This is a genomic window from Reichenbachiella sp., from assembly GCF_965223055.1.
Lineage (GTDB): Bacteria > Bacteroidota > Bacteroidia > Cytophagales > Cyclobacteriaceae > Reichenbachiella.
Window position 1 is genome coordinate 22,954 of record NZ_CBDCVM010000002.1, and the last position, 25,305, is coordinate 48,258.

Annotated in this window: 19 protein-coding genes; 12 read left to right on the top strand and 7 right to left on the bottom strand. The window is 39.4% G+C overall.

All coding sequences use genetic code 11. From position 1 onward, the window contains the following. The first annotated feature begins 83 nt into the window (after positions 1 to 83). Positions 84 to 638 (top strand): porin family protein, encoded by a 555-nt coding sequence (locus ACOQO5_RS00170; protein WP_420579648.1) that lies wholly within the window; start codon positions 84 to 86, stop codon positions 636 to 638. A 35-nt stretch (positions 639 to 673) separates the two neighbouring features. Here the strand turns inward: ACOQO5_RS00170 and ACOQO5_RS00175 are convergent, their stop codons facing one another. Then, entirely contained in the window at positions 674 to 1,591 is a 918-nt protein-coding gene (locus ACOQO5_RS00175) for a YitT family protein (protein WP_420579649.1), read from the bottom strand. Between the two features lie 425 nt (positions 1,592 to 2,016). Between ACOQO5_RS00175 and ACOQO5_RS00180 the strand changes: the two genes are divergently transcribed. Further along, a complete protein-coding gene (locus ACOQO5_RS00180) occupies positions 2,017 to 2,682 on the top strand; it encodes a porin family protein (protein ID WP_420579650.1) in 666 nt (221 codons plus the stop codon). Positions 2,683 to 2,745: 63 nt separating this feature from the next. On the opposite strand, the gene pfkA is transcribed toward ACOQO5_RS00180, so the two are convergent. Next, on the bottom strand, positions 2,746 to 3,717 hold the full coding sequence (gene pfkA / locus ACOQO5_RS00185; protein WP_420579651.1) for a 6-phosphofructokinase: 972 nt from the start codon (positions 3,715 to 3,717) through the stop codon (positions 2,746 to 2,748). A gap of 220 nt (positions 3,718 to 3,937) precedes the next feature. On the opposite strand from pfkA, the gene ACOQO5_RS00190 reads away from it, so the two are divergent. Next, positions 3,938 to 5,257: a glycosyltransferase family 4 protein gene (locus ACOQO5_RS00190; RefSeq protein ID WP_420579652.1), complete on the top strand. Its 1,320-nt coding sequence runs from the start codon at positions 3,938 to 3,940 to the stop codon at positions 5,255 to 5,257. 65 nt (positions 5,258 to 5,322) lie between these two features. Further along, the gene (locus tag ACOQO5_RS00195; protein ID WP_420579653.1) at positions 5,323 to 7,401 is read left to right on the top strand and encodes an ATP-binding protein; all 2,079 of its coding nucleotides are present in this window, start codon (positions 5,323 to 5,325) and stop codon (positions 7,399 to 7,401) included. Between the two features lie 57 nt (positions 7,402 to 7,458). Here ACOQO5_RS00195 and ACOQO5_RS00200 read toward each other — a convergent pair whose 3' ends face one another. Next, positions 7,459 to 7,797 (bottom strand): single-stranded DNA-binding protein, encoded by a 339-nt coding sequence (locus ACOQO5_RS00200; RefSeq protein WP_420579654.1) that lies wholly within the window; start codon positions 7,795 to 7,797, stop codon positions 7,459 to 7,461. A gap of 169 nt (positions 7,798 to 7,966) precedes the next feature. On the opposite strand from ACOQO5_RS00200, the gene ACOQO5_RS00205 reads away from it, so the two are divergent. Further along, positions 7,967 to 8,335, top strand: coding sequence for a hypothetical protein (locus tag ACOQO5_RS00205; RefSeq protein WP_420579655.1), 369 nt, complete (start codon positions 7,967 to 7,969; stop codon positions 8,333 to 8,335). Here the strand turns inward: ACOQO5_RS00205 and ACOQO5_RS00210 are convergent. Together ACOQO5_RS00210 and ACOQO5_RS00215 are read right to left on the bottom strand one after the other, a co-directional pair. Next, the gene (locus ACOQO5_RS00210) at positions 8,332 to 9,126 is read right to left on the bottom strand and encodes an MBL fold metallo-hydrolase (RefSeq protein ID WP_420579656.1); all 795 of its coding nucleotides are present in this window, start codon (positions 9,124 to 9,126) and stop codon (positions 8,332 to 8,334) included. The genes ACOQO5_RS00205 and ACOQO5_RS00210 overlap by 4 nt on opposite strands. Positions 9,127 to 9,216: 90 nt before the next feature. Beyond that, positions 9,217 to 10,008 (bottom strand): MBL fold metallo-hydrolase, encoded by a 792-nt coding sequence (locus tag ACOQO5_RS00215; RefSeq protein ID WP_420579657.1) that lies wholly within the window; start codon positions 10,006 to 10,008, stop codon positions 9,217 to 9,219. Between the two features lie 86 nt (positions 10,009 to 10,094). Here ACOQO5_RS00215 and ACOQO5_RS00220 point away from each other — a divergent pair, with 86 nt between their 5' ends. Together ACOQO5_RS00220 and ACOQO5_RS00225 are read left to right on the top strand one after the other, a co-directional pair. Further along, positions 10,095 to 10,430: a hypothetical protein gene (locus ACOQO5_RS00220; RefSeq protein WP_420579658.1), complete on the top strand. Its 336-nt coding sequence runs from the start codon at positions 10,095 to 10,097 to the stop codon at positions 10,428 to 10,430. A 157-nt stretch (positions 10,431 to 10,587) separates the two neighbouring features. Then, on the top strand, positions 10,588 to 11,115 hold the full coding sequence (locus ACOQO5_RS00225; RefSeq protein WP_420579659.1) for a ferritin: 528 nt from the start codon (positions 10,588 to 10,590) through the stop codon (positions 11,113 to 11,115). Between the two features lie 73 nt (positions 11,116 to 11,188). On the opposite strand, the gene ACOQO5_RS00230 is transcribed toward ACOQO5_RS00225, so the two are convergent. Together ACOQO5_RS00230 and tyrS are read right to left on the bottom strand one after the other, a co-directional pair. Continuing rightward, positions 11,189 to 13,213, bottom strand: a complete 2,025-nt coding sequence (locus ACOQO5_RS00230) for a thioredoxin domain-containing protein (RefSeq protein ID WP_420579660.1) — start codon at positions 13,211 to 13,213, stop codon at positions 11,189 to 11,191. Between the two features lie 64 nt (positions 13,214 to 13,277). Continuing rightward, positions 13,278 to 14,567, bottom strand: a complete 1,290-nt coding sequence (gene tyrS, locus ACOQO5_RS00235) for a tyrosine--tRNA ligase (RefSeq protein WP_420579661.1) — start codon at positions 14,565 to 14,567, stop codon at positions 13,278 to 13,280. Between the two features lie 232 nt (positions 14,568 to 14,799). Here tyrS and ACOQO5_RS00240 point away from each other — a divergent pair, with 232 nt between their 5' ends. From ACOQO5_RS00240 to ACOQO5_RS00260, 5 genes are all read left to right on the top strand, one after another. Continuing rightward, complete coding sequence (locus tag ACOQO5_RS00240) at positions 14,800 to 16,044, top strand: tetratricopeptide repeat protein (protein WP_420579662.1); 1,245 nt, start codon at positions 14,800 to 14,802, stop codon at positions 16,042 to 16,044. 86 nt (positions 16,045 to 16,130) lie between these two features. Continuing rightward, complete coding sequence (locus ACOQO5_RS00245) at positions 16,131 to 17,000, top strand: DMT family transporter (RefSeq protein ID WP_420579663.1); 870 nt, start codon at positions 16,131 to 16,133, stop codon at positions 16,998 to 17,000. A gap of 310 nt (positions 17,001 to 17,310) precedes the next feature. Further along, positions 17,311 to 20,352: a SusC/RagA family TonB-linked outer membrane protein gene (locus tag ACOQO5_RS00250; RefSeq protein WP_420579664.1), complete on the top strand. Its 3,042-nt coding sequence runs from the start codon at positions 17,311 to 17,313 to the stop codon at positions 20,350 to 20,352. A 30-nt stretch (positions 20,353 to 20,382) separates the two neighbouring features. Continuing rightward, positions 20,383 to 21,906 carry a RagB/SusD family nutrient uptake outer membrane protein gene (locus tag ACOQO5_RS00255; protein WP_420579665.1) on the top strand — a complete coding sequence of 508 codons (1,524 nt, stop codon included), beginning with the start codon at positions 20,383 to 20,385 and terminating at the stop codon, positions 21,904 to 21,906. Between the two features lie 68 nt (positions 21,907 to 21,974). After that, positions 21,975 to 25,271 (top strand): VCBS repeat-containing protein, encoded by a 3,297-nt coding sequence (locus ACOQO5_RS00260; protein ID WP_420579666.1) that lies wholly within the window; start codon positions 21,975 to 21,977, stop codon positions 25,269 to 25,271. Positions 25,272 to 25,305 lie beyond the last annotated feature (34 nt).

Below are 25,305 nucleotides of genomic sequence, written 5' to 3' on the forward strand. Positions count from 1 at the left end.
TAGTCAGCCAAAGGAAAATGGAGATTCTTTTGGGGGAAGACATTATATTAGCAGTCTTATCAAAAACATCTAATAAAAGACTTATGAAAAAAATTACTTTACTACTCGTTATTGGTGCGCTGTTTATGGCGAATGCATCACAAGCTCAATTAACTGTTGGTTTAAAAGGAGGACTAAATTTTGCAACTGCCGATGTAACCGGTGTTAGTGTGAGCAATAAAACTGGCTATCATATTGGTGCCTATGCTGTCGTGAAAGCTGGGCCGATTGGGATTCAACCAGAGGCTTATTTCTCAGTGCAAAACTTAAGTTCTGATGTAGGAGATTTCGACTTGAGCTACGTCCAAGTGCCTGTATTATTAAGATTGGGCATATTGAAAGTGTTGTATTTAAATGCTGGCCCTCAATTTGGCTTCAATTTGAAAGCTAAGGATTCCAGTGGTACTGACTTTAAAGACAATCTAAAGGGAATGGATACTTCAATTGCTCTTGGCGCTGGATTGGATCTCCCAATGGGGTTAGGCGCTCAATTGAGATGGGTTAAATCCTTAGCGAATGTTTCTGACGTAAGTGGACTCGATTGGAAAAACTCTATGATACAAGCTTCAGTGACTTTTGCATTGATGGGCAATAACTAGTTTTAATTAAAACACTTTAAAAGGGCCATTGTACTTTAGTGCAATGGCCTTTTTTTAATCATTCCCCCTTTAGTGTCCTTAATAGGGTATTGGATAACAAAAGCTGCAGGGTCAATTTTCTCTACTTCTAGTAGAATTTTTGAAATCTCCATTCTTGTGATTGCACAAAAAAGTATCTTTCGATCCGGTAGATGATCTCCTTTTTTACCATAACCACCATCCGCTCGAAAGGCAGTCACTCCTCGGCCCAAGTCATTGGCAATGGTAGATTTGATTTGTTCCGCTTCGTCAGACACAATCATGACTCCGATATATTCCTCGATGCCATTGATAATAAAATCAACGGTCTTGGAAGCGGCTAGATAAGTTAGCATCGAGTACATAGCAGTCTCTAAGCTCACCAGCCAAATTGCAACAATAAAAAGTAATATATTGAACAACGCGATCGCATCGCCCACTGTTAGGCTCGATTTGCGACTGACAGATACCGCCAGTACTTCTGTACCATCTATCACGGCTCCCCCTCGGATAGACAGTCCAATACCACTGCCCAAAAAGAACCCACCAAACAATGAAATAAGTAGTTTGTCTGCTGTAAAAGGAGGTATTTCTATAAAATGTACCAGAGAAGATAAGGCGACAATAGCTAATGTGCTTTTTATAGCAAATTGAGGGGAAATCTGTTTGTATCCCATGGCTATAAATGGGGCGTTCACGAGCAAAATGAGCAGGGATAAATCCAACGGAGTGACCAAATCAAAAAGTAGTGCCACACCCATGGCTCCTCCATCTAAAAAGTCGTTCGGCAACAAAAAACCTTTTAAACCTATGCTTGCCATGCTGACTCCAACGAAGATGAAGAAAAAATCTTTGATTCTACTTCTAAGAAGAATACGCCTCTCCAGGGCTTTTTGAGCCACTTCAGAAATCTGCTTGTTTTCATTAAATTGCATTAGTCTAAAATAAAGCTTTTGCTGATGAGGTGCGACTGCGAATCGATTTAATAGATTCAGATGCCTACCAATTTTAGTTTCATACCAGATTGCTGAGCAATATCTTCTCCTTGCTACAAAGCATCCTTATCCTCGATATAGTAATCCCAATTGACAATAATCTATTTGCCTGTAGGTTTTAATTCTTTGAGATTAATCATAGTTTCAAGCAAACACTTGTAAGTGGAAGTGTTGAAATAATTCAGCTGTATTTTTTACGTTGATTTTTGAGCCATATAGGCTGGTAGAAGCAAATAATTCATAATCTATACTTAACAAGTTGATTGAGATGTGCTCACATGCAGTCTTTGAAAATTGTTTTTGCATTTCATTGGGGTTTTACGAATCTTAGTGGTCTTTAGAGTTGCTATTCAAAAACCAAAAACATGAAAAAAATACTGCTCATTCTGGCGCTGTTATTTGTAAATGAACTGACCCAGGCACAATCTAGAAACCGATCCAGATCCAGGTCTCGCTCTCAGGTAGACGTGACCTCGGAATTTGGAATTATGGGAGGAATCAATTTCAACAATCCAAAAATCAATGCATTAAACACAGGAGGAAACGAATTGTCTGATGTGGGCCAGGGGAATTTCGGATTTCATATTGGACTTTATTCCACTATTGATTTTGAAATGTTTGCCATCCAGCCAGAGGTCTATTATTCGCAGCAAGGAGGGAAGTTTAAAGTTAATACGACTCAGGAAAATGAGTTCAAATTGAGTTTGATTCAAATCCCGCTGTTGGGTAGATACAATTTTCTAGAATACTTTCATGTGCTGGCCGGGCCCCAGTTCGGTATTCCAATTCAGGCAGAAGTGTCTTTTTCAGGTGGGTCACCAACTGATGTAAAAGATCAAATCAAAGGGTTGGATGTAGCGGCTGTCATTGGCATTGGAGTTACTATCCCAGAGTATAAAGTCAACGGTTCTCTTAGATGGTCCAAAGGGTTTTCTCAAATGATTGAAGAACCCGGTACTACATCCGGAAGCGTTACTTCATTAAAAAACTCCATGATTCAAATATCGGCTTCTTACGCATTTGGTGGATAAAAAAAAGAGGTTTCTGCCCAGAAACCTCTTTGAAAATCTTGCTGTGTGTTTATCAGCAGAGTATTAGATACTCAATATTTTGGTCAATCTAATGAGCTCTTCATTGAGTGGCTTTGATTTAGAAATGGCCAATTTTAAGTTGGTATACGTGATCTTATTATCGATTACTCCTACCATTACATTTTTCTGACCATTCATTAGACCTTCTACTGCAGCGAGTCCTAACCTTGAGGCGAGTATTCTGTCAAAGGCAGTAGGGCCACCGCCGCGTTGGATATGGCCTAAACTGGTCACTCTAATATCCATCTTCGGAGTTTCTACTTTTACTCTTTCTGCAATCTGCAGGGCGCTTCCTTGTTCGTCTCCCTCTGCAACCACCACGATAGATGAGGTTTTTTTATTATCTCGTCCATCTCTCAATTTTTGAATTACATCGTCGATAGTTGTAGAAGTTTCAGGTACCATGACCATTTCGGCACCTCCTCCAATTCCAGACTGTATGGCAATGTACCCACTGTGTCTTCCCATTACCTCGATAAAGAATACTCTATCATGAGAAGCTGCCGTATCTCTAATTTTATCTATGGCGTCCAAAGCTGTATTGACTGCGGTATCAAAACCGATAGTGTAATCAGAACCATATAAGTCATTGTCGATGGTGCCGGGTGCTCCAACTACAGGAATGCCAAACTCATCATAAAATAAATTTGCTCCTGTAAATGTACCGTCACCGCCAATGGCAATAAGCCCTTCAATTCCATGTTTTTGGAGATTTTTGTAAGCTTTTTCTCTTCCTTCTTTGGTTCTAAAATCTTCACTTCGTGCTGATTTTAGAATGGTTCCACCAGTTTGTACGATGTTACTTACGGAATACGACTCCATTTTCTGTATTTCGCCTCGGATCATCCCGTCATAGCCATACTTGATCCCGTAAACTTCGAGATCCAAATAAATGGCACTTCTCACTACAGATCGAATGCAGGCATTCATGCCCGGTGCATCGCCCCCTGAGGTAAATAATGCGATTTTTTTCATAAGGTATTTACTAATATTTTATACTCAACCTTTATACCGTTTTTGGGTGTTGTGATGTTTTGGGCATTCAAAGTAAGTCATAAAAAACTAAAATTTCATCAACAATATGCTTGAAATCTGTGATTTCATTTACTTAATGTGTCTAATTATTTAAAATTTCACATTTTCGATAGATACCAATCAATTTTGGTTTATTTAGCCACTCATAGTTAGATGCAATATGTCCCAGAAGAAAGTACTGATAATCACTTATTATTGGCCACCTAGTGGAGGAGGAGGTGTACAGCGATGGCTCAAGTTTGCGAAATATCTACCTGATTTCGGATGGCAACCAATTGTATTTACACCAGAGAATCCTGAATTTGATTTGAAAGATGAATCTCTTTCGAAAGATGTGAGTTCAGAATTGGAGGTGCTGCGGTTTCCTATATGGGAGCCATTTGGCGTCTATAAGAAACTGTTCAAGAAAAAGGAAAAACTCAAGCAAGGAATTGTGATAGAAAAGACCAATATGTCATTTGTTGATCGATTGAGTGTTTGGGTCAGAGCGAATTTGTTTATTCCTGATCCGCGGAGATTTTGGGTAAACCCATCAGTTAAATTTTTGGTACCATATATTGAGCAGCATAATATTGATGCAGTCGTTACGACAGGCCCACCACATAGTATGCATTTGATTGGTCTCCAACTAAAAAGGAAATGCGATATTAAATGGATAGCTGATTTTCGAGACCCTTGGTCGGATTGGGATGTACTAGACAAGCTAGACGTGAATCCCTTGGTAAGAAAAATTCATGCAAAATTAGAGAAAAGTGTTTTGAGTAATGCTGATTTGACATTGACAGTTAGTAAAAGATTGGCCTTATCACTTAAAGAAAAATCTGAATCTTGTAGAATTAAAATCATTACGAATGGTGTAGATGAGGATGATTTGAACTTAAAGAGTGAATTGAAAGTAGATTCAAAATTTAGAATTACGCATATGGGGCTTCTCAACGAAGTAAGAGATCCCCAGATTCTATGGAAGACATTAGAAGATCTTTGCTTTGAAATAAAAGGGTTCAAAGAAGATCTGGAAATTCTATTGGCTGGTATGGTTAGCGATTCAATTTTGGACAGGTTGAAAAACTCGGAAGAATTATCGGGCTGCTTAAGGCATTTAGATTACATATCACATCAGGAAGTTTTTGGGTATTATCAAAATTCTACAGTTCTGTTGCTGCTACTCAATCAAAGTGAAAATGCTAAATGGATACTTCCAGGGAAGTTATTTGAGTATCTTTTAACCAAAAAACCAATACTTACTTTAGGTGAAATCGAGAGTGATGTAGGAGATGTTTTGAATGAAACTAATTCAGGACAAGTTTTTGATTTTGAAAACCGGGAAGGTGTTAAAAATAAATTGATAAGGATATATGTGGCATTTAAAAAAGGAAATTTGGAGCAAAAATCAGTAAACACGGATCAATTTCTTAGGAGTAACTTGACAAAGCAATTGTCTGCTGATTTGGATGAAATGTGTGGAATAAAAGATTATTAATCATTGGTTATATGTTTTTGTAGATTAAACTAAATTGTGGGTTTTTACCGCGAGGTACACTGAGCATGATGAGGAGTTTGTTAAGGTTTTATATTGGTTTTTGGCTGCTGATTTTAAATTGTCATATTGATGCTGAGGCACAGAATGAATCGAAAGCTGAACAACTCTTGTCTGCATCCTTTAGGACCTCCAATTCCGATTCTATTTTGCTCTTACTTGATTTGGCTATCCAAGAGTCAAATAGAGAAGATAACGCAGACGTATTCATCGAGTCCCTTATAGAAAAAGGAATCATCTATGAGCAAGGACAGCAAGGCGACAGCAGTGATTATTATTTTGATCTGGCTTTGAACGAAGCTCAAAATGTGGATCTAGCACCAATTGTTCGTGCTAAGGTTCACCATCAATATGGAAACCATATTGGAAATCAGGATGAATATTTTAGAGCGTTGAGTCACTTGGATACTGCTGCCAATTTGTATTTGTCTGTTGCGGATTCGGGCTCGTATGGAGATATGTTATCATTACAAGGCGCACTACATGATAATAATGGTAATCAAGGTAAGGCACTGAGTAAGTATCTCGAAGCTTCAAGAATTTATGAAGCGACTAATGATAGTGCAGTTTTTGGAGGGGTCATTAATAATGTGGCAATCATATATCGAAAACTAGGCGATATCAAAGGTGCTCTGGAGTATTTCGACAAGAGCATCGAAATGGGAGAACAATTAAATGATACGGTGGGAATATCCATAAGCAAACTCAATCGAGGATTGTTGTATAAGGATCTTGGAGAATTCGATAAGGCATTATCTGAAGTGTACTATAGCCTCAGAAACTTCGAAAAAGTAAGATTGAATCGAGGTATAGCCATTGCACATCACAATTTGTCCGAGATATATCTAATGATGAATAAAACAGACTCAGTGTTACATCATGTTGACGCTTCTCAAGCGATAGCCGTTGATTTGCAATATTGGACTGTTGTGGTGAGTAATCAGATTGTTTTGGCCAAGGCCTTGAAAAGTATGGGTAGAGCAGATATTTCTAATAAGTCTGCCCTGAGAGCATATAACCTGGCTACTGAGCATGGATTTTTAGAGAAGCAGGAAGAGCTAACCTCTTTAATTGCTCAGAATTACGAAGAACTTGGAGATTTTGAATTAGCACTGGATTACTACAAAAAGTACAAACAAGTAAAGGATAGTTTGCTAGGAAAAGAGTCTCAAGAACAAATCAATCGACTTCGGACAGAGTATGACCTTGAGCAAAAAGAAGAAGATATTAAAGGCCTGGAGACTATTAACTCTTATCAAAAATCATTGGCCGATAAGGAGCATAAAATCAGCCAATTTTTGACTGTGGGTATTTTTCTTTCCCTACTGGTGATCGCATTGTTTTTCTACCTCTACCGCAGACAAAAAGATCTTTCAACTATACTGTCGGATCAGAAAGTGCAATTGACCGGATTGAATAAAGAAAAGGATGACCTTATTGCAATGGTAGCTCACGATCTACGGAGCCCATTGAACAACATTAAAGGACTCTTAGCCTTAATCAAGGATGCAGATGGAGAAGAACGAGAAAAGATGGTTGAACTGGCTAATCAATCGACTGATGTGCTGAGAACCAGAATTAATCAGATACTGGATGTAGAGGCGATCAATGTAGGAAAAATCAATTTAAAAATTGAGGAGATTAATGTGTCTGATATTCTTACCAAACTGGTTCATCACATTACACCTGAGGCAGAGCAAAAACATATTTCTTTTTATGCCCATTCCGTAAAGGACCTGAAATGCATGGCCGATCAAAACTATTTGTTGCAGGTGCTTGAAAACTTATGTGCCAATGCCATCAAGTTTTCCAAGCAGAAGTCTGAGATTTATGTGAAAGTTGGGACACATGATGGTAAGCTCAGGTTTGAAGTGAAAGATCAAGGTCAGGGAATTCCTAAAGGAGAGATGAAAAAATTGTTTGAACGTTACGCCAAAATATCCACGTTACCAACTGAAAACGAGAAGTCTACTGGGCTAGGGTTGCCAATTGTAAAAAAATATGTGGAAGCCATGGGTGGCAAGGTTTGGTGCGAGAGTGAAGTGGGTGTTGGAAGTACTTTTTATTTTGATTTGCCAGCGGCATAAAACAAAAAAAAGGCCAGCCCAAATTATTGAACTGACCTCATTAGGACTCGATCGGTATTAACTTTCTTTCTTGTCGAGCATTAACATTTCATTTAAGCTAATCTCTGTGATATACTTGGTCACACCTTCTTTTTCGTATTTTCTGTTTACTAGCTTGCCTTGAATGGCGATCTCGCTTCCTTTTTTAAGGTATGAGTCAATGGTTTCAGCTTTTTTGCCCCAGGCTACAATGTTGTGCCATTGAGTGTCTTCTACTTTTTCACCTTTGTTGTTGTAGTAGGTTTCATTAGTAGCCAATGAGAAGGCGGTCATTTTTTTGCCACTGTCGAAAGTTCTCAATTCCGGATCGTTGCCTAATCTGCCAATTAATTGCACGTTGTTTTTTAAAGTAGTCATAATATTAAAAGTTAAGTTTTATAAAAGGTTCACCTGATGGCAGATGAATTTGTCGTTTGACATGGCAAATATGAAATGACCAGCAAACCGGAGTCGGTATTTAAGTAATTGTAACCGTTTGTAGTCGTTTATTATTGGATATGTATCAGTATTTCAGTACTTTAAGCTTATGAAGGAAAATGCCAACCAACGCCTTTGTGAAGAATGTGAGCGTCCACTGTTCGGCCGAACGGATAAGAAATTCTGTTCTGATGCTTGTAGAAACTCATATAACAACAGAGTGAATGCAGATGCCACGAATTTTGTGCGAAACGTAAATAATGCCCTTCGAAAGAATCGAAGAATTCTTGTTGATTTCAAGAATGGAGAGGGTACCAAAGTTCATCGAGATCACCTACTTCGTGCAGGATTCGATTTTGATTTTCATACTAACACCCGAGAGACTAAGGCAGGAGAAATGTTCTATTACTGCTACGATCTGGGATATCAAGTATTGGCAGACGGTGAAGTACTTTTGGTAGCTAAGCCCGAAGATTAGAATGATACATATTGTCCAGCCTTTTCAAACATGATAGCATCTGGCATAAACTTTCTGATCTTATCCAAAGACTGCTGACTGTAGTTTTCAGGAATATGAATAGCCACTACTTTTTTAGCTCCAATATGTTGGCGAACCACTTCGGCTCCATAAAAGCTGGTCAGATACCAGAAAGGTACAAAGGCTAGATCCACCTCTTCAAACTCCAGCTTTAGCTCTTCAAAGCGATCCGGGTCCATATTGGCGTCGCCCAGGTGAAGTACTTTTTTGCCATTGAAATTCACTAAGAAAATCAAATCCTGAATTTTGGCGTTGCTTTTTCCAGCATGCTTGGCATAGGCGGCCTTTACGGTTAACCCTTCCTGAGTATAGCTTTTCCAAGATCGAGAAAGAGGAAATGTTAGCGTGCGGTCATGTATAATTTCAAAATTATCCATTACTGCTTCAATAGAATCGACTACTTGAGGTGTTGCTAGGCATTTTAGTTTCTTGTTGGTGAACAAAAGCTTACCAATTTGTATAGGACTAAAGTGATCAGGGTGAGCATGCGTAGCTAAAGCAAGCGAAAGGTTATTATAAGGAGGTCTACCCGCAACCATAGCGTCTAGTTGAGCTTCCTTTGGCGCCAGGAACCGTCCTCTTCCATCGTTAAAAAAGGCATCAATGAGGACCTTGTTTTGACCAACTTGTACAAGCACTCCACTATTGGCTACATAGGTGGCTTTTTGAGCAAATAAGGAGAATGACAGGAATAAGAAAAACGCAGTAATTGTGCCTCTCAGAAATTGCATGTAAGAATTAAGTTTACTTTAACATTGGTTTGTTTGAAAGCAAAATTAGTTTAAATGAATTTTATTTCTATTCCTAAATTGTAGAAGTAGTTAAAAGTCTATCATTTGGCCTTCTTTCATAAATACAACGGCATTGGGGAAGGTTTCCCTAATTTTTAGAAGTGTCTTGGGGTCTCCTACTTTAGGATAGTGGATAGCCACGAGCTTTTTGGGTTTTATTTGATTCTTAACAATGTCGATGCCTGGTGGATATGCCAAAAACCAATAAGGAATTAACGCTACATCTATTGGAGGTTTGGATAAATGCAGTTTTGAAAAATGAGAAGGGTCCATCTCTGCGTCTCCTAAGTGTAGTATTTTCTTACCTTCTACATGAATCAAATAGATTTGGTTGTCGATATCATAGTTTTGCTTGCCTCCGTGACGTACATAAGCAGTATGAACGCTAACTCCTTTCAAGAATAGGGCGTCCCATTCTGTTTTAGATTCAACTCCATTGAGCCTTGGAGCTAATACTTCCATGTCTTTCCTTATTTTGACTATAGAGTCGATCGCTTGTTTTGGGCCAATGAGTTCGGTTTCTCGGTGCGACTTGAGAAACCTACTAACCATTTCAGCATTAAAATGATCCAAATGAGCATGAGTCACTAAGAGCAAGTCAACATTCTGAAAAGGGTCTTGTTTATCGTTTAACTGTTGAATAGTTTTTTCACTAGGTGCGGCATAGGATTCATAATAATTGTCAAAAATGGCATCTATCAATATTTTCTTATTCTCTGCTTGAATATAAATACCTTCATTGGCGATATAAGATATGGCATGCTGGGAGGAGACATTAATAGAAAATCCAAGCAGAATAAAAAGGGAAAGGAGACGCTCCATGTGAGTGATTTTGAGTTTGAAAAATAATTTACAAAGACCTTGAAGTATTATTTGTAATAAGTCTAAATAAGAACTAATTTTGCTTCGTGATCCACGAGATATACCATACAACAAACGGAAAAGTACTTCAAAACGATAAGGATAATCATTTTTATCTCAAGTATAAAGGGAATGAATATCGTATGGCAGTTTGTGCTTTGATTGCATTCAAAACCAAATTGGATCAATTGAATATCGAAGAAATGCTTTTGAGTGATGCCTCAATCAATGACATTGAAATCATTCCTTTGTGTAACAAAGAACATCTCATGGTGCTGACCTTGGATGAAATTATCGAAATGAAGGACCTCATTCCAGGTTCTCTAGTAATGCTTGAACTTAATAGCATCGTACAACAGCGGCTCGTTAGAGCGTTGGTATAAACCAAAACTGCATTTTAGTCTAACTTAGACTAGTTCTAAATTTCTATTTGTCCGAACTATTCTGGCTCCATTTAGTTACCTATAGTATATATTTATCTTGAATTGAAGTTGCAATGGGATCAACACTTGCACATTCATGAACATAAAATACTAGGACATGAAAGATCTAATGAGACAAAAAGTAGCAGTTCAGGACAATGTCATGAGCATGCTCAATAAACAAGTGAAGTTGGAAGCACAATCGTCAGCAGCCTATTTGGCTATGGCAGCATGGTGTGATCAGCATGGATTTGACCATAGTGCGCATTTTTTCTACGAACAGAGCAATGAGGAAAGAGCTCATATGTTGAAACTGTTTCACTATATCAGCGATATGGGAGGTCAGCCATTAGTGGCGACTATAGAGGCTCCACAAAATGAATTCAGTTCTTTGAGAGAAGTATTTGAGCTGGCTCTGGAAAGTGAAATCAATGTGACCGAATCCATTAATCAAATCGTGGCGGCTTGTAGAAAATCAAATGATTTTGCTACAGAGAACTTCATGCAGTGGTTTGTGAAAGAGCAAGTAGAAGAGGAGTTTGTAGCAAGAAGAGCATTAGAATTCTTCGATATGCTTGGAGAAGATCCAGCTTCATTATTACTCATCGATGAGCGAATTTTGAAAATCAAATACACAGAAGAATAAAATATTCCCCTTAATAAAAGTAAACCCAGCTTGGTAGACCAGGCTGGGTTTTATTTTTTCATTGATCGAAAGTTTATTTTAATATTTGTTCTATAGCCTTCGAACATTCAGCTACTGGCAATAAACAAGATTTGTTCTCACATACGTAAATCAGTGTTTGTCCTTCAGATAACTTGCCATCCAATAATTCAAGAGTTCCCTCAGATGTTCCTCCTAATAGAATTTTGTTTGGAATGTATGTTTTAGCCAATTCGAGTTTTTTACTTTTCGCCCCTTCTCCTACTATAGCGACTTCAAAATGTTGTTGTCCCATCAGTCCATATAGTCTGGCCCAGTTACTATAGAAATAAGGCTGCTCAGCAAATTCTTTTTCCATATTAGACACCATTTGAGTCGCATGATCCAGATCTTCCTGATTGAAATAAAACTGACCTAGTAAATAGAGAGCCTCAGCCATAGCAGAATTCGAAGCAGGAATTACATTGTCAGATAGCTCCATTTTTCTGGCAATCAGTTTTTCATCTTGATCTGAGGTGTAGAAGAACATCTGTGTTTGTTTGTCAGAAAAATGTTCGATCACATATTCTTTTAGCTTTTTTGCTTCGACCAACCATGATTCGTCAAATGTGGCTTCGTATAGTTTGATAAAGGCTAAAATGGTATATGCATAATCGTCCAGAAAGCCGTTGATGGTAGACTGACCGTTCTTATAGTTTCGGAGTAACAATCCCGAAGTTTGTATTTGATTGGTTTTGATAAATTCACCAGTCTTTATTGCTCTGCTCAGGTATCCCTCATCTTGCAATGCAAAATAACCATCTACTAGTCCGATAATCATGAGGCCATTCCAAGAAGTCAAAGTTTTATCATCTAATCCTGGGTGAACTCGGCCATCTCTAACTTCCATCATTTTAGACTTGGACCTGGTTAGTTTCTCTTTGACCTCAGATTCGGAAAGGTTGAATTTATCTGCAAGTTCTCTGATTGATACTTTTCTTTCCAGAATGTTGTGGCCTTCGAAATTTCCTTTTTTGGTTACTCCGTAATACGTTTTGAAAAGTTCAGTGTCACCCCCCAGAATTTGGTCAACTTCCGCTTCAGACCATACATAGAATTTCCCTTCTTCGCCTTCACTATCCGCATCTAGCGAGGAGTAAAATCCTCCGGACTTATCGGACAATTCACGATTACAAAAAGTGATAGTTTCGCTGACAGCTTGTGCATACTTTTCATCACCAAAAACTTGATAGGCATGACTGTACAAACTAATCAACTGTGCATTGTCATATAGCATTTTTTCAAAATGAGGTACGGTCCAGGTCTCATCTACGGAGTAACGGGCAAATCCGCCACCAAGATGGTCGTAAATACCTCCATCTGCCATGCCGTCTAAAGTTACTTTCAGGGCGTCCCTGATTTCTTCACTAGGTTGATAATAGTCTCGGGCTAACAAGAATTCATAAATGGCAGGCATTGGAAACTTAGGAGCTCCTTGTCGACCACCGTACTTTTTATCTATAGATGTGATTACTTTCGTTGCAGCATTTGCGTATCGAGTAGAATCAAATGGAGCTCCTGATTCATTGAGTTCCGGTACTTCAAGCTGATTAATGCCTTCGGTAATTTTTTCAGCTTGCTCCAGCATCTTGCCTGGTTGCGTGCGATACATTTCTGCGAAATAGTCAACCACTTTACCCCAGTTTTCTTTCGGAAAGTAAGTGCCTGCAAAAACAGGCCTACCATCTGGAAGTGTGATCACATTGAGTGGCCAACCGCCTCTTCCTGTCATGAGCTGTGCGGCGTCCATATAAATCTGATCGATGTCTGGACGTTCTTCTCTATCTACCTTGATCGAGATATAGTTGGCATTCATCTTGGCAGCTATTGTTGAGTCCTCGAATGACTCATGCTCCATCACATGACACCAGTGACAAGCCGCATAGCCAATACTGATGATCATCAGCTTGTCCTCACGTTTGGCCAAGTTCAGTGCCTCTTCTCCCCACGGAAACCAGTCCACTGGGTTGTGTGCATGCTGGAGTAAGTAAGGACTTGTTTCATCTATTAAATGATTGGTGTGTTTATGTTCTTGTCCCATGTTTTGCGTGCAGGCGTTTATGGATAAAACAACAATTAATAAGAATGCGAGTCCTCTTGGCATATTAGTCTTCTACAGTGATCAGGAAGTAATTCTTCTTGCCTTTTTGAGCGAGCAGATATTTATTATTTAGTAGTTTAAAATCAACTGCTTGGTTTTCATTTTCCAACTTGGCTTTGTTGATGCTTACCCCACCTCCTTTAATCATTCGTCGTGCTTCGCCTTTTGATGGGAATACGATGCCATTACTATCTTCAGAAAGTAGATCCGTTACATTTTGCGAACTACTAAAAGTGCTTTTTGAGATAGTTGTTTGTGGCACTCCTTCAAATACAGCAAGGAAAGTATCTTCATCTAATGACTCCAAATCTTCAGTGGTGGATTTTCCAAACAAGATGCCAGAGGCTTTAATAGCCATGTTGTAATCTTCCTCCGAGTGAACTCGGATCGTAATGTCCTTACCAAGCTCCTGCTGAAGTTTTCTCATGTGTGGGGCCTCATTATGCTCGGCAATCAAAGCATCAATTTCTTCCTTGGTTTTCAAGGTGAAGATTTTGATGTAATTAGTAGCGTCTTCATCCGAAGAATTCAACCAGTACTGGTAAAATTTGTACGGAGAAGTCAATTTTTTATCTAGCCAGACATTACCACCTTCGGTCTTTCCGAATTTGGTACCGTCTGCTTTTTTGATCAACGGAGTGGTAATGGCCCAGGCTTCTCCTTGTCCCTTTCTTCTAATCAATTCTGTTCCGGTTACGATATTACCCCACTGGTCAGACCCCCCCAATTGTAATTTGCAATTCTTATTGTTGTATAACCACCAAAAGTCATAGCCTTGTACCAGTTGGTAGCTGAATTCAGTAAATGACATACCGGTTTCCAAACGACTCTTTACCGAGTCTTTCGCCATCATATAATTTACAGAAATGTGTTTTCCTACATCTCTAATAAAATCTAGAAAATTGAAATTCTTAAACCAGTCGTAGTTATTGACCATTTCGGCAGAGTTGTCGCCACAATCGAAATCCAAAAATTGCTCTAACTGTTTTCGAACGCTAGCTAAATTATGGTTTAAAGTATCTTCGTCTAGTAAGTTCCGTTCTGCAGATTTTCCAGAAGGATCGCCCACCATACCTGTAGCACCACCTACTAGGGCGAAAGGTTTGTGTCCTGCCTTTTGGAAATGAACCAAGGTCATGATTTGCACCAAACTACCAATATGAAGAGAATCTGCAGTAGGGTCAAAACCTATATAGGCAGATGTCATTTCTTTATTAAGCTGTTCTTGTACTCCGGGCATCATATCATGAATCATACCCCTCCATTTCAATTCTTCGACAAAATCCTTAGTCATTGTATTCTGATAAATTTTCAATAAGTCGACAAAGATATAGGGTTAAAGGATTTTTGAATATGCTTCTTATAATAATCCCAAAAAATAAATTTCTAACGCAAAATTTGTAAATTGACGAAAGGAATGAGAAGGGTTGTTTTTGGACCTTCATTTCGAGGTTTGAAAGTGAGGATCCAGATTCACTTCAGACATGATGAAGCATATTTGAAAGATTGACACTATTACAATGAGAATGCAAAGAACACACCTGTGGCTATGGATGTTAATGATTGCTTTCACCACTGATGGGCTATCCCAACGAATGGATATTAATGCCAGTCCGGCAGAACGAAAAAGGATAGCAGAAGAATATTACCAACAGGGGAATAGTGCAGGTAGTCGTGGCCAGTTTTCACTAGCTGTATTGTATTATGATAGTGCCCTACGGTTGTTTGGTGGATCTACCGAATACTTTTTTGCCAGGGGCCAGGCTAAGGAGTTAGCAGGCAATGATATCGGTGCACTTACTGATTTTGAAGCTGCTTTACGCGTGGATCCAGAAAATAATACCGCGATATTCAAACGAGCGCTGATTTATCACAAACAAAAAAATTACAAACAAGCGGCTCAAGACTTTACTTATTTAATCAATAATGTCGAAACCTTTGAGACCCAAGCCATTGTTTTCAAAGGCGCTTCCTATGATGAAAAAGGTGAAATGATTTTCTCGGGAATAGCTACTCTGGACGACATGAAGGCGGATGTATATCTGGCCAGGGCTTTAACTTATGAACAAATGGGTTTCAATACACCAACCAGATTGGATTTTGATAAGGCCATCGAACTCAATAATCACGAACCAAACTATTATGTGCATAGAGGCCTTTTTAAGCTAGGTAAGGAGGATAAAGTTGGAGCAGAAAAGGATTTTAGAAGTGCGTTGGAGATTGATCAATACCATCGACTTGCGCTTTATAACCTCAGTTTTTTGGTGGATGAAGAAGAAAAAGATGAAATCAATAAGATTCTTTATGGAGTTGGTGACTTTGCTATGGCTTATTCGCGTCGGGCTTTTGAAAAATACCAAAAAGGGAAATATGAAGAAGCCTTATTGGATTACGATTCTGCTTTGATGATCAAGCGAGATAATGCCAATGACCTTATGAATCGAGGAATGGTGAAAGCAAAACTCGATAGGCACAAAGAGGCCATTAAAGATTTCGAAACTTCGGTATACACCGATAATACTTTAGTTAGGAATTTTGTTCTTATCGGCAACTCCTATCAGGAATTAAAAAATTACCCTCAGGCCGTTACGTACTATCAACGTTATCTAAGATCTGAAACCGGTGATGGCGTGGTCTACTACAACATGGGATTAGCTTATATGAAAGCAAAAAAAGACGATGAAGCTTGTCAAGCGCTTCGTACTGCCTATGATCTTGGTGAAGAAAGGGCTGAACCTGCACTAGAACAAGTATGTTTTAAGTTGAAGTAAATAAAAAGTACATTCACGTCTAGCAGTGAATGCTTCGTGAATAGTTCGAACATTTTTTTCTATACCACTTTCTCACATCTGCCTTAGTGAATCTATCCAAAAGCCACTTTCCTCAGCTCGTTTTAGCTATTATCGTCATGAGTACCTCAGGAGTACTTGCAAGGGCCATGAATGTTTCCCCCGGACTCGCCATTTGGGTGCGATGTGTGATAGCAGGGATTGCATTAGGTTTTGTATTGAAATTCTTGAAGCTGCCTTTGTGGATAAAGGAGCCAAAGGCTCGCATGATAGTTTTGCTTAGTACCATAATGTTTGGCTTGCATTGGGTCTCTTACTTTTATGCTTTACACTATTCAAGTGTGGCTATTGGAATGCTCTCTTTATTTACCTACCCAGTTTTTACTGCAATTTTGGAACCTATTATTGTAAAGTCTAAGCCTAAAATGATTGACATCGGACTTTCGTTTGTGGCCTTTTTTGGGGTGTTTTTTTTGGTGCCGGATTATGATTTAGGTAATGATGTCACATTGGGTGTATTTATAGGTGTGATTTCTGCGATTGCTTATTCCTTCCGAAATATCATGCTGAAATTGCATGTCCAAAACCATTCAGGTATTACTTTAATGTTCATGCAAGTTGTTGGCCTTTCGGTATTACTTAGTCCTGTTTTCCTTTTAGGAGATATTAGCCTGCAACTGGATATGATCGTTGTAGACTGGTGGAAACTACTGACGCTTGGGCTGTTTACAACGGCTTTAGGACATACGCTTTTCGTAGTGTCTTTCAAAAATTTCTCCATTACAGTCATCAGTATTTTGAGTACTTTGACTCCTTTAATCGGAATAGGACTTGGGTTTTTATTTCTTGATGAATCTCCTCAAGGAAATGTATGGATTGGTGGAATACTCATTTCTGTAGCTGTGTTGGTGGAGTCTCTCAAAACGGTTAAGAAATAAATGGAGGATTGGACAAGAAGAAAGAATCAAATGCCACTTTTCTTCAATTTCTCACCTGATACTATATTAGCTTACCACACAAATTTCTAATGAAATTTTACCCTTTCGATTAAAGAACCAAACTGAAGGAAGTAAAATTGGTTGACAAAAACCGTAAAATTAACATTTATTAAATCTTGCTCTAATGTCACCAAATGCCGTTTTTACCCCATTGTAGAGGTGGTGTAAAGGTGTTTTTTTATGACAATGATTAATTAAGATGAACATTTGATCTTGAATCAAAACCCATAATTAATTAATCATAAAGTCTATGAAAAAAAACATACTTAAAACATTGGGCACAGTACTGTTGGTACTTTTCCTAATTCAGCTGGGTTTACCAGCTCAAGCACAGTCCGTCATCACGGGTACCATTACGGCCTCTGATGAAGAAGGGGGACTTCCAGGAGTAAGCATTCTTGAAAAAGGAACATCAAACGGAACTGTCACTGATTTTGATGGAAATTACTCTCTTAAAGTTGGGAGCGGATCCACTCTAGTTATTAGTTACATCGGTTATACCACACAGGAGGTAGTCGTTGGAAATCAATCTACTGTTTCAGTGGTATTAGAACCCGATGTTGAAACCTTGGAGGAAATTGTTGTGATTGGATATGGTACGCAGAAAAAGGCTGAACTGAGTAGTGCGGTTTCTTCTGTCGATGTAGAAAACTTGCAAAAGCTCCCTGGTGCCAATGTAGCGGGAATGTTGCAAGGTCAGGTGGCAGGTGTGACTTCCACTTCTGGGTCAGGTTCTCCCGGGTCTGCTCCAGTGATCAGAGTAAGAGGCTTGGGAACCATTGGAAACAATGACCCTTTATTCGTGATTGATGGTATTCCTGGTGATATATCTTCGATCAATCCGAACGACATCGAATCGATCAATGTCTTGAAGGACGCAGCAGCAGCTACCATATACGGGTCTCGTGCATCCAATGGTGTGGTGGTAATCACTACCAAAAGAGGAAAAGTAGGACCTCCAGTAGTGTCATTGAATGCCTATGTAGGAGTGAGTTCTATCACTAAAAAAATAGATGTCCTAAACCGAGAGCAGAATAATCAAGTAAGTACAGCCGCATATGTTGCCGAAGGGCAGACTCCATTGGCGTATACCACATTGCCGATCACTACTGATACTGACTGGCAGGATGAAATGTTCAGGAATGGCATAGAACAGAAGTATGATTTGGGTATTTCTGGTGGAAATGAATTTGCTAATTATAATTTTTCTGTCGGTTTTTTTGACAAAGAAGGAACAATTATCGCTACCGACTACAATCGGTACAACCTGAGAATGAATATAGATTTCAAGTTGAGTGACCGCTTTACCATTGGTCAAACCATTTCCTATGCTCGATCAGAAAGAAATAGACTCGGCGAAGACGAGTCCGTAGATAATGGTGGCAACTCAGGTCTCTCACCTATTCTCCAAATATTGGAGTCTATGCCTCACAATGCTGTCTATGACCCAAATTCTCCTAATGGATACGCAGAAGCAGTGGTTTCGTCAGGCAACGTAGTGGGCTTAAACAACTTAATTACAGATAAAAGTAACGTAGACAACTTTCAAGCAAATGTGTATTTGGAAGCCAAGATCATTGAAAGTTTAAAGTTCAGAACTCGATTTGGTGTGAATATGTATGGAGAAGATCAGGTGTATCATGTGCCTACCTATACTTTTGGTCCACAAAGTGCCAATGACAAAGCTTCACTTTGGGAGTTAAGATCTAAAACTTCAGAGTGGGTATGGAACAATGTTTTGGATTATAACAAGACATTCGGAGATCATTCCGTTTCTGCTTTGGTAGGAGTATCCGCTGAAGAGCGTGTGTACAAGTCGACAGGAGGAAGCAACAACGAATTGCCTTCTAATAAACTAATGGCTCTTGGCGCGGGTATTGGAGATGCCAATTCTTTTGGTTCAAATGTTACAAGAACTATTTCTTCCGTCTTTGGACAGTTCAATTATGCCTTTGGAGACAAATATCTGGTGCAAGCTAGTATTCGAAGAGATGGTTCTTCGAGGTTTGGTGAAGACAATAGATATGGTGTTTTTCCCTCAGTTTCTTTAGGATGGAGAATCAGTTCTGAAGAGTTTTTCAATGTGCCAATAATAAGCAACTTAAAACCTCGAATTAGTATTGGGACGCTAGGAAATCAAAATATTGATGATTATCTCTTCCTGGCTCGAGTATCTAGTAATAACTCGGCATTGAACTATCCGTTGGGTGGTGAAGCCTCTCAGGTGCCAAACATAGGAACAATCAGTCGTTCTTTGGCTTCCTATGATATCAAATGGGAAGAATCTACGACACGAAACGTCGGTTTAGATTTGGGACTGTTGGATGATCAATTCACATTCACTTTCGATTACTTTCATACCGAAACCAGCGATATGCTAGTGGGCGTACCTGTGCCTGCTACTTCGGGTATTACCATTACTCCAGTAACCAATGGTGGGCAGTTGGTCAACAAGGGATGGGAATTGGCTTTGACCTATAAAAAGGTAAAAGGTGACTTCCAGTTCAATATTGCTGGGAATATCACTAGCAACAGAAATGAAGTGACTAAGCTTGGTTTTGCAGATGAGTCATTTACTAATGGGCATGTGATTTATGATACACATCCTACTACGCGAACAGAAGTTGGGAGATCGATTGGCGAATTTTATCTTTTCAAAACTGACGGTTTGTTTCAGAATCAGGGAGAAATCGATGCGCATGGTATTCAGCCAAATGCTCAACCTGGTGATCTGAAATTTGTGGATACCAATAATGATGGAGAACTCAACGATGACGATCGAACATACTTGGGTAGTGGTATTGCTGCATTTGAGTATGGGTTGACATTTAATGCTTCGTTCAAAAAATTTGATTTCAGTCTATTCTTACAAGGAAGTCAAGGCAACGAAATTTATAATGGCACTAAAGTTTACCTCTACCGAAGACAGGTAGATGACAAAAACTTCTCAGCAGATTTATTGAATGCCTGGACACCAAGCAATACCAATACCAGTGTACCAAGAGTAACTATGTTGGATGCCAATCAGAACATTCGACCTTCAGATTACTTCATGGAGGATGGTTCTTATTTGAGATTGAAAAATGTCCAGCTGGGTTATAGCTTCGGTGAAGTGAACAATTTGTTTTCTAGTGCTAGAGTGTATGTGGCTGCCGAAAATTTGCTGACTATCTCTGGCTATGATGGCTACGACCCTGGCAACACAGGTTATCAGCAATTCTCCAGAGGAGTAGATGTGGGGCTGTACCCACTATCTCGAAACCTGATCATGGGCGTTCAGCTCAAATTTTAATTAGGACTTAAAATGATAAATAAAATAATCATGAAAAGATATATTGTAATTCTATTTACAGCACTTAGCTTTTTCGGTTGTAAAGATTTTTTAGAACCAGAAAACGTGCAAGAATTGACAGAATCTTCATTCTGGCAGAATGAAGATGATGCGCGAAAAGCATTGGTAGCCGCCTATGGCTCTTTGCAATCTCATACGGGATCCAAGTGGACATTCTTTGAGCAACTGTATATCAGTGTGACTTGGAAGGCGGATGATATTCTGAATGCGCCTACTGACTACGGAAAGTCTATTGCAGACTTCACCAATGGCACAGACGATGGTGCTATTGCCAGTTTTTGGAAGGCCAATTATACAGGATTATCATACGCTAATCAGATCATCGAAAAAGTACCTGGTATAGAAATAATGTCTGATGAAGACAAAGCGACTTTTGTAGCAGAAGCCAAATTTCTGAGAGCCCTATACAATTTCAATTTGTTGGTTGCATTTGAAAACATTCCTTTGATCACAGAAACACCTAAAAGTCCTGAAGATTTTTATGTGTCTCAAGCAGAGCCTGCTGCTGTGTGGACACAGATTGAAGAAGATCTAGTGGCCGCCAAAGCTGCTTTACCACAGACCAGAGAAGGTGATGATATAGGTCGAGCTACTAGCTGGACTGCAGCTTCTTATCTAGGAAAGGTGTACCTGTTTCAAGAGAAATTCGATGTAGCAGCTAACGAACTTACAAACGTAGTGGATAATGGACCTTACGATCTGTTGCCCAGTTATGCGGATAATTTTAACGGAGCCGGCGAAAATGGCGTAGAGTCTGTTTTCGAAATTCAATGGAGTGCCAATAGAGCCAATGGCAACGATGAGCGTCACCCATTCAATTTTGAAGTGACTCCTGGTGCTTTAGGCGGATGGGAATTGTACTATCCATCAGATTGGTTGTTGAGTGAAATGATGACAGATCAGACGTCTACTGCTGAATTGAGCGACAGAGTATACAGTTCAGTGTTTTTCGATGATGCAAATTCCGAAATGCTAGATGTGTATAGTGGTATTCCTGTAGCCTATAGTGATGTAAAGGATGCACTAGCTCACACTAAGTATTTTAAAAAATACACTGGAGAGTTTGACAAAGATTATTACAACGGAATCAATATTCATCTGATGAGATTTGCAGATGTGTTGTTGATGCAAGCAGAGGCGTTAAACGAGCAAAGTGCTTCAAACACCGATGCGGCGATTGCCATTGTGAATAGAGTACGAAACAGATCAAATGCTGCAGATATTCCAGCAGGATCAATGACACAGGCAGAGCTCAGACAACAAATCAGGCATCACGAAAGACCCGTGGAGTTGTCTATGGAATATACCATAAGATGGTTTGACCTATACAGATGGGCGAAGGGAAGTGCGGCCCCTGAAAAAATCAGTGAAGTGATGGCGGCGCATAACAAGCCTTTTGCGGAAAACTATGTGGATGGTAAACATGACATTTTCCCTATCCCACTAGAGGAAATAAACAAGAATGATAACCTGACCCAAAATGATGGATTTTAGAAATTAGGAGTTGATAATAGTTCAAAGAGCAAGGGAAATATTCTCTTGCTCTTTTTTACATTGAAGAGATGATGGAAAGAGTAGCCATTTGGATTTTAATAATTGCTTGTATTTCTGCTTGTGAGTCAGGTGAAAAGCAGTATCAGAAAAATCAACCCAATCAGACCCTGTTCACTGAACTAAAAGGTCAGGACACACAAATTCTTTTCAAGAACATCATTCCTGAAAATGAAAGAATGAATAGCCTCACTTATGAGTATTACTACAATGGAGGAGGCGTTTCAGCCGGGGATGTCAACAACGATGGATTGGTGGATGTATTTTTCACAGGAAATATCACGCCAAATAAACTATACCTCAATCAGGGAGATTTAAAGTTCAAGGATGTCACTGATGATGCTGGATTACGAGATTCGCCTAGCTGGACCACAGGGTCGACCATGGTGGATATCAATCACGATGGTATTTTGGATATCTACATATGTCGATCGGGCAAATTGGACGAAAGTCAAAGAAGAAACCTATTCTTCGTTTCTTCAGGAATGAAAAAAGGGATACCAACTTATACTAATCAGGCTCAGGCCTTAGGCCTAGACGACCCTTCTTATTCCACACAAGCCGCATTCTTCGACTATGATCGAGATGGCGATTTGGACGTTTTTTTACTCAATCACAATGTGGAAGTACGACCATTTTACGAAGTAGCAGACTTAAAGAAAACCCGAGATCCTTTTGTAGGTGACAAATTGTTTGTAAATGATAACGGTAGGTTTCGGGATGTAAGCGAATCGGCCGGTATTTATGGTAATGAAATAGGCTATGGATTGGGCGTTTCGATTGGAGATTTGAATAATGACGGTTGGCCGGATATCTACGTAGCCAACGACTACTCTGAGCATGATTATGTATACATCAACAATCAGGATGGAACATTCACAGATCAGTCGGAATCTGCACTCATGCACCATTCTAATTACGCCATGGGTACAGATATCCAAGACATCAATAACGATGGCTTACAGGATATCATGACGCTCGATATGGTAGCCGAGGATAACTACGGTATCAAAACCAGCATGAGCGGAATGAACCCAGAGCGTTTTCAAACACATTTGGACAATGGGCTGCAGTATCAGTATATGTATAATACGTTGCAACTCAATCGAGGCCATGCTGAGTTTAGTGATATTGGGCAATTGGCAGGTGTACACAGCACTGATTGGAGCTGGGCACCTCTTTTAGTCGATATTGATCTGGATGGACATAAAGATTTGTTTGTGACCAATGGTTTGAAAAGAGATTTCAGAAACAATGACTATCGAAAGTATAAAATGAAGCGTTTGGAGGCGGTCGAAGGCAAAACAGGAGTAGATAAAGTACGATTGATCAAAGAACTGATCAATATGACTCCACAAAAGAAAATCAGAAACTATGTTTTTAAGAACCAAGGCAATCTTCAGTTTGAGAACAAGCAAGAACAATGGGGGATCTCTTCTTTCACGTATTCCAATGGGCTTGCTTATGCCGATTTTGATAATGACGGTGATTTAGATTTTATCACCAATAATATTGACGAAGAACCCATAATCTATAAAAACAATACGCAGGAAATTGAAAAACAAAATTACCTCACGGTAAAATTTAGAGGGAGTGAAAAAAACAAAAGTGGTATAGGAGCCAAAGTCATTGTTTATACATCGAACGGGCTGCAAATGCAGGAACATTATCTCACCAGAGGCTATCAATCTTCAGTGTCAGAAGGGTTGATATTTGGGTTAGGGTTGGTCGAAACAATAGACTCTCTCTTGGTGACTTGGCCAGATGGTAGAGTGCAAACACAAAAGTATGCAACGGCCAACCAATTGATTATTCTGGATTATCGCAAGAGCCAAATCCAAGAGAAATCGGTAACAAAACTTAAAAAAGAGTTGCCAACGTTTCCTTTCATACATCAGGAATCAAAATTCAATGATTTTTCACGAGAGAGTTTACTTCCGCATAAAATGTCCGAAATGGGCCCTGGATTGGCAATGGCAGATGTGAATTTGGATGGCTTAGAAGATGTATATGTAAGTGGCGCCAAAGGGCAAAGTGGAGTGTTGTTCATGCAAAATAAACTGGGAGAGTTTAAACCATTGAAGGCCGCGCCTTGGAAAAAATATTCCTCTGCTGAAGAGGTGTCTGCACTTTTTTTCGATGCCAATGGAGATCAGTGGCCAGACTTGTATGTGGTCAGCGGAAGCAATGAGTTTGACGAAGGTGCTCCTGAGTTTAAAGATCATTTGTACTTCAATAAACAGGGTGAATTTATAGATGCAAGTCACGTATTGCCGGACATTAGGGTGAGCGGATATGCGATAGCTGCGGCTGATTATGATCAGGATGGAGATATGGATTTGTTCGTTGGAGGCAGACAAAAACCAGGTGTGTACCCCAACCCTGTCAGTAGTTTTATACTTCAAAACGAAGGAGAACGATTTATAGATGTCACCATAACCAAAGCACCTGAAATGATCGATTTAGGGATGGTGACTGATGCCAAATGGATGGATTATGATGGGAATGGCTCTATGGATTTAGTTGTAGTAGGTGAATGGATGCCACTGACAATCTTCACAAACGAAGCAAGTCAATTTACTAAAACAGTAGTGCCAAATTCTGTAGGCTGGTGGAATAGTATAGCAACTGCAGATTTCGATAAGGATGGTGACTTAGACCTTGTGTTGGGTAACAATGGCCTAAACTATAAATATAGAGCTACTGTTGACGAGCCATTTTCTATATATGCTGATGACTTCGACGCCAATGGCAGTACGGATATTGTGTTGGGCTATTACAATGATGAAAAGCTATTCCCGCTCAGAGGAAGAGAATGTTCATCCAACCAGATGCCCTTTATCAAAGAAAAATTTCCAACCTATCATGAATTTGGCCAAGCCACTTTAGATCAGGTCTATGATCAATCAAAACTAGCTAGCGCTTTGCAATATCATGTCAATACTTTTGCTACTTCCTATGCTGAGAACATAGGAAATGGCGAATTTACTTTGACATCACTTCCTGTTGAGGCCCAGTTTTCTGCAACTAATAAAATTCTTATAGAAGACATTGACAAGGATGGGAATTTAGATATCCTGCTGGCAGGGAATCTTTACCAATCGGAAGTAGAGACGCCGAGAAATGATGCGAGTTTTGGAGCCGTGATGATTGGGTCGGGGGATGGGAGATTTAAGTATACTAACCACCTGAACCTGAATTGTGATGTAAAGGACATGCTATCAATCCAATTAACAGATGGCAGTCGAGCTCTATTGGTAGCAGTAAACAACGAACCAATTCGAATAGTGGTTTGGCCAGATTTGTAACAGCCATGTAAAATCAATTTGATACATTTACTAA

Excerpts from the sequence above, each read along its gene's own strand:
- ACOQO5_RS00210 (WP_420579656.1), bottom strand. The coding sequence starts at position 9,126 with ATGCAATTTCTGAGAGGCACAATTACTGCGTTTTTCTTATTCCTGTCA.
- ACOQO5_RS00195 (WP_420579653.1), top strand. The coding sequence starts at position 5,323 with ATGATGAGGAGTTTGTTAAGGTTTTATATTGGTTTTTGGCTGCTGATT.
- ACOQO5_RS00205 (WP_420579655.1), top strand. The coding sequence starts at position 7,967 with ATGAAGGAAAATGCCAACCAACGCCTTTGTGAAGAATGTGAGCGTCCA.
- ACOQO5_RS00255 (WP_420579665.1), top strand. The coding sequence starts at position 20,383 with ATGAAAAGATATATTGTAATTCTATTTACAGCACTTAGCTTTTTCGGT.
- tyrS (WP_420579661.1), bottom strand. The coding sequence starts at position 14,567 with ATGACTAAGGATTTTGTCGAAGAATTGAAATGGAGGGGTATGATTCAT.
- ACOQO5_RS00200 (WP_420579654.1), bottom strand. The coding sequence starts at position 7,797 with ATGACTACTTTAAAAAACAACGTGCAATTAATTGGCAGATTAGGCAAC.
- ACOQO5_RS00260 (WP_420579666.1), top strand. The coding sequence starts at position 21,975 with ATGATGGAAAGAGTAGCCATTTGGATTTTAATAATTGCTTGTATTTCT.
- ACOQO5_RS00170 (WP_420579648.1), top strand. The coding sequence starts at position 84 with ATGAAAAAAATTACTTTACTACTCGTTATTGGTGCGCTGTTTATGGCG.
- ACOQO5_RS00215 (WP_420579657.1), bottom strand. The coding sequence starts at position 10,008 with ATGGAGCGTCTCCTTTCCCTTTTTATTCTGCTTGGATTTTCTATTAAT.
- ACOQO5_RS00190 (WP_420579652.1), top strand. The coding sequence starts at position 3,938 with ATGTCCCAGAAGAAAGTACTGATAATCACTTATTATTGGCCACCTAGT.
- ACOQO5_RS00230 (WP_420579660.1), bottom strand. The coding sequence starts at position 13,213 with ATGGGACAAGAACATAAACACACCAATCATTTAATAGATGAAACAAGT.
- ACOQO5_RS00250 (WP_420579664.1), top strand. The coding sequence starts at position 17,311 with ATGAAAAAAAACATACTTAAAACATTGGGCACAGTACTGTTGGTACTT.
- ACOQO5_RS00225 (WP_420579659.1), top strand. The coding sequence starts at position 10,588 with ATGAAAGATCTAATGAGACAAAAAGTAGCAGTTCAGGACAATGTCATG.
- pfkA (WP_420579651.1), bottom strand. The coding sequence starts at position 3,717 with ATGAAAAAAATCGCATTATTTACCTCAGGGGGCGATGCACCGGGCATG.
- ACOQO5_RS00180 (WP_420579650.1), top strand. The coding sequence starts at position 2,017 with ATGAAAAAAATACTGCTCATTCTGGCGCTGTTATTTGTAAATGAACTG.
- ACOQO5_RS00240 (WP_420579662.1), top strand. The coding sequence starts at position 14,800 with ATGCAAAGAACACACCTGTGGCTATGGATGTTAATGATTGCTTTCACC.
- ACOQO5_RS00175 (WP_420579649.1), bottom strand. The coding sequence starts at position 1,591 with ATGCAATTTAATGAAAACAAGCAGATTTCTGAAGTGGCTCAAAAAGCC.